The following is a 12,651-nucleotide window of genomic DNA, read 5'->3' as shown; positions in this document are numbered from 1 at the left end:
GAGATTCTTAAGCGACTTTGCGGCGTCCCATGCGACATTCTCGCCACAGCAGCTTCACCTCGGCCAGCCCGGTCGAGATGCTGGGAAAGTTCGTATCTCCCGCGATGCGCGTTCCTTCGCGCGTGGGGAACTCGGTGATCGGGATGTTGCACTTCAGGGCGCGGATGCACATCTGGTAGTCGAGCGTCAGATCACGCGACGTGAGCTGCATCTGATCGAACGCGCGGCAACTGATGCCGCGGAAGCCGTTTGTCACGTCGGACGTGCGATTCTCGCCCTGGGCAAAGCACAGATTGGCCAGCGTGATGAAACCCTGGTTGGCCAACTTGCGCCACTTGAAAATTTTGTCGTCCTCTTCGTTCCAGGCGCCTGGAATCATGCGCGACGCCACGACGAACGAATGCCCCTCGCGGAGCAGGTTCGCCATGCGCGGCAAATCGGCGGGATCCTCATTGCCGTCGGGATGGAAGAAGATGAAGCAATCCGTGCGGACGTGCTCGCGAGCTTCGATCATCGCCGCGCCCAACCCCTTCTCGCGCTGCAACATCGTGCGATAGCCCGCCGCGTTCAGCAGCGCCACCGAGGCATCGGTCGAATGCCCGTCGATGGCCACCAGGTCGTCGAAGACCCCAGTGGGAATCTTGGGCAACACGGCCCGCAGGCCGGCCTCTTCGTTCCGCACGATGAGCACCAGCGATACGGTCGGCACGGACGGGGGACGAAGACGGAGCACGGTGCGGCGGGGAGTGATATCGGTGGCCATAGAGTGCGTCTCGACCTCGATTCGCGAGAAGTGTCTTGGATTATGCACACGACCAGCCCGGGCGCAGCACCGGTCGAGCGAAGCGGGTACTTCGGCCGGCTCCCGGCGCAACGAACGGACCTTAAGGGCCGCGTGAGGTCGCGAAGGGATAGGACAATCGGTGCAGGGCGTCAACCCCAATCGGGGGTGAGGGTTGCACGCCGATGCAGCAAGCCCAATTTGCTCCGCAAAACTCGCCGCGACGCAAAACTAGCTGCCAGTGCTGGCAAGGCGCCCGTTGCGAGTGCCCACGATCGCGCCGAGGTGGGCTGAAAAAGGGGCCGGCTCGCGTTACATTCAGCAACGGTCAGCAATGCTGGCACCATTCGATGGTTAGTTCGCTCGCCTATGAGATAGCCCCCGCAGGAGTTTCCTCGATGTCCACCAGGTTGTTCGATTTGAAAGGGCGCGTGGCCCTCATCACCGGCGGCAGCAAGGGCCTGGGCAAGGCCATGGCGCGGGGATTGGCCGAAGCAGGAGCCGACATCGTCATCTCCAGCCGGCATGTCGCGGAACTTCATACGGCAATGAGCGACATACGAGCGGGACTCGACGTACGAGGCGCCTATCGCGTCGCAGACATGGAACGTCGCGACGACGTGCGGCAACTGGCCGAGTGGACGCTCGAGGAGATGGGCCGCGTCGACATCCTCATCAACAACGCCGGCAGCAACAATCCGCAATCGATCGAGGCGATCACCGACGACGACTGGGATCGAATCGTCGAACTGAATCTCTCCTCCTGCATGGCGCTGAGCCGGGCCCTCGTCGGCCAGATGAAGGAACGCCGCTGGGGACGCATCATCCATATCTCGTCGATCATGGGGCTCGCCTCAAAGGAGGGGCGCGGGGCGTACTCGGCCACCAAGTCCGCGCTCCTCGGCCTGGCACGCGCCATGGCGCTCGACCTGGGCGAGTACAATATCACGGTCAACTGTCTCGCGCCGGGACCCTTCCTTACCGATCTGCCCGGCCAACTGCTGACCGACGCCCAGAAGCAAGTCTTCGCCGAGCGCACGGCGCTCGGTCGCTGGGGCCAGCCCGAGGAACTTGCCGGTCCCGCGTTGCTGCTCGCCAGCGAGGCCGGCAGCTATATCACCGGCGCCACCCTGGTGGTCGACGGTGGCACGCTCTGCAAGACTTTCTAGGCACATCCGCGCGACCTGACCCCAATCGATCAAACGCCGTACGCGTGCCGCCCGACGATGACGGCGCGTCGAAACGCACCATGGAATCCGAACTCATCGACTGGCTGCGACGGACCTTGCCCACGAGCGAAGCGCTGCGCGTCGGTCTCGAGGACGACGCCGCCGTGGTGCGCTGGGCCAGCTCCGAGGTCGTCGCCACCACCGATATGCTCATGGACGGCGTCGACTTTGTGCTGGGCGAGGTCGAACCGCGGCGCGTCGGCCACAAGATCCTGGCCGTGAATCTCAGCGATCTGGCGGCGATGGCGGCGCAACCGGTGGCGGCCTGCGTCTCGCTGGCCTTGCCACGCCGTGGGGGACTCCCCCTCGCGCAGGAACTTTATCGGGGCATGCTGCCGCTGGCCGAACGACACGCGGTTCTCATTGCCGGTGGGGATACGAACAGTTGGGACGGTCCACTCGTGGCGAATGTCACCCTGCTGGGCAGGCCGTTGGCGCACGGTCCTCTACGCCGCTCGCAGGCGCGCGCGGGAGACAAGATCATCGTCACCGGCGCCCTGGGAGGAAGTATCCTGGGACACCATCTCGATTTCGAACCGCGCGTCGCCGAAGCGCAACTCCTGCACGAGCGCTACGAAGTTCACGCCGGCATGGATATCAGCGACGGTCTGGCGCTCGATCTCTCGCGACTCTGCCGTGCCAGCGGTTGCGGCGCGATCCTGCGCACGGCGGCCGTGCCCATCTCGACGGCGGCCTTGGACTACGCGCGGCAATTGGACGATGGCTCGACGCCACTCGACCACGCACTGGCCGATGGCGAAGACTTCGAACTGCTGCTCGCCGTCCCCCCCGCCGAAGCCGCGTGGTTATTGCACGACCAACCGCTTGCCGACGTGCGCCTCACCGAGATTGGCGAGTTCGTCGCGGCGCCTGGCCTCTGGCAGCAGGATCAAGCGGGCCTGCGCTCGCCGTTGGCGCCGCGCGGATTCGAACATCGACTCGATTGAACGACCATGAGCAATACAGCAACACCATCGTTTACGTACGATGTACAAGATCAACAGGGGACCGATGCTCTGGGGGCGGCCCTGGCCGGGTCCTTGCCCGATGGTTCGGTGGTGGCCCTGATCGGCACGTTGGGCGCCGGTAAGACGGCGCTCGTGCAGGCGGTCGCCGCGGCCGAGGGGGTCGCGCGAGGCGTGGTCACCAGCCCCACCTTCGTGCTGGTCAACGAGTACGACGGGGCCCGTAAGATTTACCACCTCGACACCTACCGTCTGGCCGACGACGACGAGTTCCTCGGCCTGGGCCCCGAGGAGTTCTTCGATTCGGCAGGGCTGACGTTCGTCGAATGGGCCGATCGCTTTCCCGCCTGCCTGCCGGCCGCACGGCTCGAGATCTCGATCGAGGTAACCGGCGACCAGGCAAGACGTTTTTGCCTACTAGCGCACGGATCGCGCTATGAGCCCGCCCTGGCGAAATTGGTAGCGATTTTGACCGCCTGACGGTAGCGCGAGCGATGGACTCCCCCGCCGGCGCGACCCTGAGGGTTGTAGCGATCGAGCCCAGTCACGCAAACTCGGCAGGATCGGCAAACCTTTCACGTACCGCCTCCGTAAGCACGTCTAGGACGTTTCCGGGCCAAATCTTACGAATTCCTGCTTGCCGAGCCGGGAGCGCTCCGTTTTACTGAAAAAATCGCCCGGCTTCCCGCAGTCGGCGCGTCGCGCTCGCCGTTGGTGGAACAGAGATGTCTCGAGCTGCCGCAGGGCCGATCGGCCCGTTCGCGGCGTCACGTTGCTCGGCACCGCTGAATCACGATTCAGGCGCGGCGAAAGTCTCGAAGGCGATCACGTCAGACCCCTGCGATTGCACGCTATGGCACAACAACCGCGCACCGTCTCGCCCCTGCCGTCCACCTCTCGTGAGCGCATTCGTCGGCGGACACGTCGCCTGGGAGAGTCGTTGCCCGCGCGTGCTCGACGCCATGCCCCCGAGCAGCTCGAAGAGCGCTGCGTCTTCGCGGCCCCGACGCTCGCCACCATCTCGAACGTCACCTTGCAGGCTGGCGCGCCGCTGCACATCGCGCTCGATGGCTTCGACGCCGACGGCGACCAGCTCACCTACTCGGCCATTTCCGACAACGGCAACCTGGGCCTGACGATTCCCACCGGGAATCGCAGCATGAAGATCTCGGTCGTACATGCCAGCTCGGGCCAGTCGGGCGACGTGGCGATCAACGGCGACATGATCTTCCAGTTGTTCGACGACCTCGCGCCCAATACCGCCGGTCGCATCGCGCAGCTCGCGCAGTCGGGTTTCTATAACGGGCTCACCTTCCACCGCATCGCCTCGCCGGGGAATCCGTTCGTCATCCAGGGTGGCGATCCCTCGGGCAACGGCACCGGTGGTTCCGGCGTCAATTTCGATGACGAGTTTAACGTCCTGCTCCAGCACACGAGCAAGGGCATCTTGTCGATGGCCAAAACCAGCGACGACACGAACGACTCGCAGTTCTTCATCACCGCGACCGCCACGCGGCATCTCGATTTCAACCACTCGATCTTCGGCTTCCTGACGGAAGGCGAAAGCATTCGGGCAGCGATTCAGGGGATTCCCGTCGGCACGAATGACGTGCCTTTGTCCCCCGTCTTCATGCAGAACGTGTCGGTCTTCGTCGATCACGAGAACGGCGTGCTAAGGCTCTCGGCGCCGGAGGGCACGACCGGTACCGCCAACGTGACGGTGACGGTCAGCGACGGCAATGGCGGCACGGCCCAGCGCACCTTCCAGGTGACGATCGTGGCCGACACGACGAACAACCGCCCATTCCTCCATCCGACTCCGGCGGTGGTCAACATTCCACGCGGCGGGTCGACGACCTTCTCCGTCAGCGCCACCGACGTCGAAGGTGGGCAGATGATCTTCGGGACGCTGACCGGCCTATCCGGTTTCGGAATTGAAGCGTTGCCCGCGACCGTCACGCCCGACGGACAAGTCGGTACGACGACCTTCAAGATCACCAATACCACGGCTCCGGCCGGCACGTACACGGTGCGGCTCGCGGTCCGTGATGGCGACCAGGCATCGAATGCCACGACGTCGGACAGCCAGTTGCTGACGATCAATGTCGTCGATTTCCAGATGCTGACCGACAACGGGGCCAGCTCGAGCGATCTGGTCACCGATCGCAACAACACGCCGAGCAGGCTCATGCAGTTCCGCGTCGGCACGAACGCCAACAGCACGGTCGTGCTCAAACGGGGCGACGACATTATCGGCTCCGCCGTGGCCGACGCCAACGGCGTGGCCACCGTGACGACCAACGGCGCCGTGCCGCTGGCCGACGGCACGCACGTCATCACCGCCTATCGCGACGACGGCGGCACGCTCACGGCAATTGCCGACCCGATCACGATTACCGTCGATACAACGGCGCCCATCTTTACGAGCACGCCCGTCCTGACCGCCATCGCCGGCTTGACCTATAGCTACAACGCCCAGACGAACGAAGAAGGCTCGCTGGGGCTGGTCTACGAGCTGCAACAGCGTCCGGCCGGCATGACGATCGACCCCAACACGGGACAGATCACCTGGGTGCCGACGGTCGGACAACCCAATGGCGCCGCGGTCGTCGTGCGGGCGCGCGATCAATTCGGCGCCATCACCGATCAGCCCTTCGAGGTCTATGTCGAAGTCCCCCCTACGATCGCCGCGATTGCCAATCAGTCGCTGAACGAAGGGGTGCCCTTCTCGATCATCGTCACGGCCACCGATGCCAACACGCCCCCGAGCCAACTGACCTACTCGCTCGTGGGAACGGTTCCCAACGGCGCGGCGATCGATCCCACGACGGGTGAGTTCACCTGGACCCCCAGCGAAAGCCAGGGCCCCGGCACCTACGACATCACGATCCGCGCGAAGGACGACACCGGGCTGGCCGGCGATCGCACCGTGCGCTTCACCGTGGGCGAAGTCAACACGCCGCCGTCGCTCGCCGCGCTCGTCGATCGTGTCATCGAAGAGGGGGGTACGGTCTCGTTCACCGCCTCGGCCTCCGATGCCGACTTGCCCGCCCAGACGCTCACCTACTCGCTCGGACCCGGCGCGCCGGACGGCGCGACGATCGATCCTTCGACCGGGGCCTTCTCGTTCACCGCTGGCGAACTGCATGGCGGCCAGACGTTCGCCATCGAGGTGCGAGTTTCGGACGGCAACGGGGGCCTCGATTCGAAAACCTTCCAGATCGAGGTGATCGAGACGAATTCGGCCCCCACGATCAACCCGATTCCAACGCTCCTCGTCTCGCAGGGAGATCTCCTCAGCTTCACGGTCGTGGCCAACGATTCCGATGTCCCCACGCAGACGATCTCCTTCAGCCTGGGAGACGACGCACCGGCAGGCGCCACGATCGATCCCGCGACCGGGCTCGTCACCTGGCAAACGGCCGAGGACGAAGAATCGCGGCAGGTGAACTTCACGGTGATCGTCACCGATTCGGAAGGGCTCTCGTCGTCGCTGGTGGTGACCGTTCAGGTGGGCAACGACGCGCCGTTGGCCTGGTTCCCCGGCGGCCCCTTCGCGGCACAACTCGCCAGCACGGCCACGCTACTCAGTGGCGCGGTGTTGCCTCCAGTGCTCCCCCTGGTCAGCACCGTGACAGCACCGGGGGGTGGAAACGACTTTGTGGGCGAGCCCCCCGAGTTCATCGCCGGCGCGCCGAACTTCCGCTTCGGGCCCGACACGGGCGTGCAGGCGCTGCTGCCGCCGCTCGACCGTCACGAGGTCCAACGCCCTCAGAATGAAGAGGGGGGCCAGGAAAAGGTCAACGACAATCGGGCGAATCCCGCGAACAAGCAGGAGAACAACGCCCACCGGAGCACCGGCGCACTGCCAGGAGCAACCGCCGAGCAGCACGCTCCCGCCGCCGAGAACGAGCCCTCGGAAGACGAGCTGTACGAAGCGGCCGTCGCCTCGCTCGATCTGGCCCAGGCCGACGTCGTGCTCGAGGTCTTGCTGGCCGACCGCACGGAGTCGGGCGGGGTGAGCTTCGCCCTAAGGTCGCGTCCGAACGCGCCGCAGGTCGATCCACTGGCGCTGGCGGCTCGCGACGCGCAGGCCGGTACTGCGGCCAATCCGACAGGCGCCGCGAATAAGTCGGCCGCAGGCGAGCAACCTGCCGTCGAGGCCAAGCCGGCCCGACCGAAGAAGATGTCGCCGAGCCAGGTCCATGCCACGACGGCGGTCCTCTTCCCACTGCTCGTCACCGAGGTGGCACATCGCGATGACCGCCAGCGCGGCACGCGCGACATTGGCCCCTGGCGCTGGCGCAAGTCGTAAGGGGCGCGGCGACGAACATTGCCCGCCTGGAGTCTGGCAGCGCATCGCCCTGCGCCGCACCGTGTTCTCCCCGACATGCTGAACCTGAGCCGGGCACGTCGCATCGTTCGCGCCGTCAGTCGGCGCCGTCCGCGTCCTCTTCGGCAACGACGACGTTCTCCAGGCGGATACCTAGCGCCCTCGTCTTGGCGCGGAGCGTGCCGCGCGCGATCCCCAAGATGCGGGCGGCCTGAATCTGGTTTCCCCCCGTGTGTCGCAACACTCGCGTGAACAGATCGCGTTCCATGCTGGCGAGCACCTCGTCGTAGAGACCGACGGCCCCCTCGCGCAGCCGTTCGTCGATCAGCCCTGCCCAGGGGAGCCGCTCTCCCTCGGTCGCCGGTGTCGCGCCTTGCGACCGCAGCCGCACCACCGCCTCGCGGACGTACTCGGGCAGGAACTCGGGCACGAGCACCGGCCCGGTCATCTGCAGGATCGCCTGGCGCAACACGTTTTGCATTTCGCGAATGTTGCCCGGCCATGTGTAGGACAGCAGCAGCTCGGTCGCCTCGTTCGACACGCCGCGCACATCCTTGTGCAGCTCGCGGCCGAAGCGTCCCAGGAAGTGCTCGATCAGCATCGGCAAATCGTCGCGGCGCTCGCGCAGCGGCGGCAGCTTGATCGTGTAGCCATTCAGGCGATAGAAGAGATCCTCGCGGAAGGCGCCATTCTCGACCATGTGTTCCAAATCGCGATTCGTGGCCGCGATGACGCGCACATCGGCATGGATCGTCTCGTTGCCCCCCACGCGCTCGAACCGGTGTTCCTGCAGCAGCCGCAGAATTTTGCTCTGCAGCAGGGGTGCCATGTCGCCGATCTCGTCGAGAAAGAGGGTCCCGCCGTTGGATTGCTCGAACTTGCCGATGCGTTGCCGGTCGGCGCCGGTGAACGATCCCCGTTCGTGGCCGAAGAGCTCGCTCTCGAGCAGTTGCTCGGGAATCGCCGCGCAGTTGACCGCCAGGAACGGCCCCTTCGCGCGGTGACTGTGATGATAGATGGCCCGGGCCACGAGCTCCTTGCCGGTGCCGCTTTCGCCGCGCACGAGCACGGTCACATCCTGCGAGGCGACGCGCCCCACCGCCTTGTACACCTCCTGCATCGCCTGGCAGCGTCCGACGAGTTGATCGACCTGGGGCGTTTGCGCGCCGGCGTCGATCGTGTCGCCCGGAATGGCCACCGGCTGATTGATCATCCGCCGCAGCTCGAGCGCGCGGTCGACGAGCTCGCGAACCTGCGCTAGGTCGAGAGGCTTGACCAGGTATTCGTACGCCCCCCGTTTCATGGCCTCGATGGCGGTGTCGCTGGTCGTGCCGGCCGTAATCATGATCACCGGGATCTTCGGGTCGTGCTGGCGCACGCGGTCGAAGGTTTCGAGCCCCGACAGGTCGGGCAACAACACGTCGAGCACCACCACGTCGATGTCGTTGTTGGCTAGTTCCGCCAGGCCGGCCGCCGCCGTGCCGGCGCTGTAGACCTGCACTTCCGAATCCTGAAACGTGCGCCGCACCAGGAGCGGCACCGCGGGGTCGTCGTCGATGACGAGCAAGTTTGCCATAGCAGAAGCGATCCGGGCGTGGCGGTTCGGGGGCGGCGCGATATGCTGTCCTCACTTCGCGGCGGCCACCGGGCGCCGCGGCGAGATTATAGCGAAACTCGCGGCGGCAGCATGCGCACCGGCGGAATCGGGACGCGCCGCAGCGCCATGGACAGGAAATCATGCTGGCTCTGGTTCGGCGATATCACTCCCTGATAGCGGCCGTGGGCATGCTGGTGGCCTTCAGCGTGGCCGCCTGGCTCCTCTACGGCGAGCTGAAGCACTACCACTACTCCGACATCCGCCAGAGCCTCGACGCCATCCCCACGCGGCGGATCGCCGAGGCGGTCTTCCTCGTCGTGCTCAACTACGTCGTGCTCGTCGGGTACGACCTGCTGGCCCTGGTCTACATCGGCCGCAAGCTGCCGCTGGCGCGGGTGGCGATGGTCTCCTTCGTCGGCTTCGTCAGTAGCTACAACTTCGGCGCGGCGCTCGGCGGCACCTCGGTCCGCTTTCGACTCTACTCGCTGTGGGGGCTCTCGGCCGTCGAGATCATGAAGCTGCTGGTCGGGTTGGCGCTCGCCTATTGGCCGGGGCTGTTCGCCGCCGCGGGCATCGTCTTCGTCTGGCAGCCGTTCGATATTCCCGACCGCTTCCAGTTCGGCTTCGACAATGTGCGCCCCGTGGGGTGGATCCTGCTCGGCTCACTGGCCATGTATCTGCTGCTGACGGTCCTCCGCAGCCGGCCCTTTATCGTCCGCGGACTGGAACTCGCCCTGCCAAGCCCGGGACTGGCCATCGCCCAGACGAGCGTGGCGGCGCTCGATCTCTTCATCGCGGCGGGCATCCTCTACACCCTCTTTCCCGACGACGTGCCGGTGAACTACCTGCAGTTCGTCGGCATTTTTCTGCTGGCCGCCGTGGTGGTCATCTTCTCGCACGTGCCGGGGGGCTTGGGGGTCTTCGAACTGGTGATTCTCACCCTCACGGCTCCCCAGCATCCGGGCGAGGTGCTCGGCGCGCTGTTGATCTATCGCGTGATCTACTTCCTGCTGCCGCTGGCCCTGGCGGCGCTCTTGATGGGCGCGAACGAGTTGCGGGCGCGGAGCGGTGATCTCGCCCGCCTCGCCACGACCGTGCGCGAGAAAACCCCCGTCGTCCCCCCCCTGGTCTTTGTTTTTGCCACGGTGGCCGCCGGCGCCGTGCTGGTCTTCTCGGGTTCGACACCGCTCGATCCGTCGCGCATCGATCTGGTGCGCCGCTGGCTCCCCCTGTCGGTCATCGAGACCTCGCATTTTCTGGGCAGCGTGGTCGGCACCGTGTTGCTTCTGCTCGCACGGGGATTGCAGCGCCGGCTCGATGCGGCTTATTGGCTGACGCTGGGAGCGCTGGCCCTCGGCATCGTGCTCGTGGTGCTCAAGGGATTCGACTTCGAGGAGGCCGTGATCCTAGCGGTGATCTTCGTCGCCATGTTGCCCGCGCGGCGCCAGTTCTACCGCCACGGCTCCTTGTTTCGTCAGCCTCTAACGTCGCGCTGGATCGCGCTCGTGTTGCTGGTGCTTGGCACGGCGTTGTGGCTGGGCATGTTCAACTACAAGCACGTCGAATTCCGCGACGAGCTGTGGTGGCAGTTCACGCTGCACGGCAGCGCGTCGCGCTTCTTGCGAGCCAGCGTCGGCGTGGTTGGCGTGTTGCTCTCGTTCGGCGTGATGCGCCTCGTCCGCCCGGCGCCCCCTCCGCCGCACGACACCGACGCCGCCACGCTCGACCGCGTCGCCCCACTGGTGGCCCGTTCCGACCGAACTTCGGCTGGCCTGGCGCTGGTAGGTGATAAACGGATCCTGTTCGCCGACGATGACGCCGGGTTCCTCATGTTCGGCATCCACGGCCGAAGCTGGGTGGCCTTGGGCGATCCCTTCGGCCCGGCCGACGTGCAGGACGAGCTCGCCTGGCGATTTCGCGAGCTGTGCGATCGCTACGACGGCTGGACGGTGTTCTACGAGATCGGCGAAGAGAATCTCGGCCGCTACATCGATCTCGGGCTCGCGCTGATGAAGATCGGCGAAGAGGCCCGCGTCCCCCTCGGCACGTTCTCGCTGGAAGGAGGCGCCCGCCGCGGCCTGCGTCACACGCACCACAAGTTCGAAAAGCTGGGCGTGCAGTTCGAGGTCGTGCCGCAGGCCGAAGTGGCCGCACTCTTGCCGGAGCTGCGCGCCATCTCCGAGGCGTGGCTCGCCGAAAAGAACACCCGCGAAAAGAGCTTCTCGCTGGGCTATTTCGACGACGACTATGTCCGGCGCTGCCCGGCGAGCATCGTGCGCCACGAAGGGAAGATCGTCGCCTTCGCGAACCTCTTCTGTGGAGCGCCGGGAAGCGAGTTGTCGCTCGACCTGATGCGTTACCTGCCCGAGGCGCCCGAAGGGGTGATGGAATATCTCTTCATCGAGTTGATGTTGTGGGGCCGCGCGCAGGGCTTCGCCTGGTTCAACCTGGGCATGGCGCCGCTGGCGGGCCTCGAAGATCACGCCCTCTCGACCTGGTGGAATCGCACCGGCTCGCTCCTCTTCCGCCACGGCGAGCACTTCTACAATTTCCAGGGGCTGCGAGCTTACAAAGACAAATTCGATCCCGAGTGGCGCGCCAAGTACATGGCTTCGCCCGCCGGCATGGCCCTGCCGCTGATCCTCACCGACGTCGCCTCACTCATCTCCGGCGGCGTGACGGGCTTGGTCACGAAGTAGGTGACAACATGTGTGGCCCTGAAAGGGCAATCTATGAAAGCCCTGGGCTACCTTTTTGCGCCCCTGCGGGGCTGATAATCCGCCGCGTCACTTCGCCGGGGTCAACCACTCCCGATAACTCCACGTTGCGGCATTCTTGCAAGCTGCGGAACCAGGTGAGCTGGCGCCGCGCGAACTGGCGCGTGCGGCGCTGCACGAGGTCAATCGTTTCGGCCAGCGTCAGCCTGCCCGCGAGATGCTCGAACACTTCGCGATATCCCAGCGCCTGCCGCGCCGTGCGTCCTAGCGCGCGTCCGTCGGAGATTAGCGCACGGCATTCCTCGACCAGCCCCTCGGCGAACATCGCCTCGACGCGGGCATTGATCCGTGCGTACAACTCCTCGCGCGGCCACTGTAAGGTGAATACCCGGCACGACTCCACCGCGCGCGGGCGATCGAACTGCTCCTGCCAATCGCTGATCGGCCGACCCGTCTTCTCCAGCACTTCGAGCGCGCGGATCAACCGCCGCGTATCACGCGGATGCAGCTTCTGCGCCGAACGCGCGTCGACTTCGCTCACGCGCTGGTGCAACAAGTCGGGCTCTTCGCTCGCGCGCTGTTCCCATTGGCGGCGGAACTCCCAATCGGCGGGCGGCCCTTCGAAAATCCCGCGCAGCAGCGCCTTCAAATAGAGGGGCGTGCCGCCGACAAACAACACCGCAGCGCCGCGCGAACGGATCTCGCGCGACGTGCGCTCCGCCAGGCGACGGTACTCGGCCAGACTGAATTCCTCGCCGGGCTCGACGATGTCGAGCAAGTGATGCGGCACCCGGGCACGCTCGGTCCGATTCGGTTTGGCCGTGCCGATATCCATGCCGCGATAGATAGCCATCGAGTCAAGCGAGACGATCTCCGCCCCGATCGATTCGGCCAACTCAATCCCGATGGCGCTCTTCCCCGCCGCCGTCGGACCGGTAAGGAACCAGCAATCGGTGGCGAAATCGAACTCCGACATGCAGGAACCGTTCGAGTCGTGCTAAGAGGAGCGGTACAAGCCTCTGAATGTAT

8 protein-coding genes are annotated in these 12,651 nt (G+C 65.5%); 5 read left to right on the top strand and 3 right to left on the bottom strand.

The features are described 5' to 3' along the window. Positions 1 to 7 precede the first annotated feature (7 nt). Positions 8 to 763, bottom strand: a complete 756-nt coding sequence (locus KF708_19270; protein ID MBX3414834.1) for a glycosyltransferase family 2 protein — start codon at positions 761 to 763, stop codon at positions 8 to 10. A 416-nt stretch (positions 764 to 1,179) separates the two neighbouring features. Between KF708_19270 and KF708_19265 the strand changes: the two genes are divergently transcribed. The 4 genes from KF708_19265 (at position 1,180) to KF708_19250 (ending at position 7,290) form a co-directional block, all read left to right on the top strand. Further along, positions 1,180 to 1,950, top strand: a complete 771-nt coding sequence (locus tag KF708_19265) for an SDR family oxidoreductase (GenBank protein ID MBX3414833.1) — start codon at positions 1,180 to 1,182, stop codon at positions 1,948 to 1,950. Positions 1,951 to 2,030: 80 nt separating this feature from the next. Next, positions 2,031 to 2,957, top strand: a complete 927-nt coding sequence (locus KF708_19260) for a thiamine-monophosphate kinase (GenBank protein MBX3414832.1) — start codon at positions 2,031 to 2,033, stop codon at positions 2,955 to 2,957. Between the two features lie 6 nt (positions 2,958 to 2,963). Then, positions 2,964 to 3,455, top strand: a complete 492-nt coding sequence (gene tsaE, locus KF708_19255) for a tRNA (adenosine(37)-N6)-threonylcarbamoyltransferase complex ATPase subunit type 1 TsaE (protein MBX3414831.1) — start codon at positions 2,964 to 2,966, stop codon at positions 3,453 to 3,455. A gap of 373 nt (positions 3,456 to 3,828) precedes the next feature. Then, positions 3,829 to 7,290: a peptidylprolyl isomerase gene (locus KF708_19250; protein MBX3414830.1), complete on the top strand. Its 3,462-nt coding sequence runs from the start codon at positions 3,829 to 3,831 to the stop codon at positions 7,288 to 7,290. 115 nt (positions 7,291 to 7,405) lie between these two features. On the opposite strand, the gene KF708_19245 is transcribed toward KF708_19250, so the two are convergent. Further along, the gene (locus tag KF708_19245; GenBank protein ID MBX3414829.1) at positions 7,406 to 8,884 is read right to left on the bottom strand and encodes a sigma-54-dependent Fis family transcriptional regulator; all 1,479 of its coding nucleotides are present in this window, start codon (positions 8,882 to 8,884) and stop codon (positions 7,406 to 7,408) included. Positions 8,885 to 9,045: 161 nt separating this feature from the next. Here KF708_19245 and mprF point away from each other — a divergent pair, with 161 nt between their 5' ends. Continuing rightward, a complete protein-coding gene (gene mprF, locus KF708_19240; GenBank protein ID MBX3414828.1) occupies positions 9,046 to 11,604 on the top strand; it encodes a bifunctional lysylphosphatidylglycerol flippase/synthetase MprF in 2,559 nt (852 codons plus the stop codon). A 31-nt stretch (positions 11,605 to 11,635) separates the two neighbouring features. Here the strand turns inward: mprF and miaA are convergent, their stop codons facing one another. Then, positions 11,636 to 12,598 (bottom strand): tRNA (adenosine(37)-N6)-dimethylallyltransferase MiaA, encoded by a 963-nt coding sequence (gene miaA, locus KF708_19235; GenBank protein ID MBX3414827.1) that lies wholly within the window; start codon positions 12,596 to 12,598, stop codon positions 11,636 to 11,638. Positions 12,599 to 12,651: the final 53 nt, after the last annotated feature.

Source organism: Pirellulales bacterium, assembly GCA_019636335.1.
In the GTDB taxonomy this organism is placed as follows: Bacteria; Planctomycetota; Planctomycetia; order Pirellulales; family JAEUIK01; genus JAHBXR01.
The sequence above is the reverse complement of the archived record's forward strand: the minus strand, read 5'-3'. Positions and strand labels throughout refer to the sequence as shown.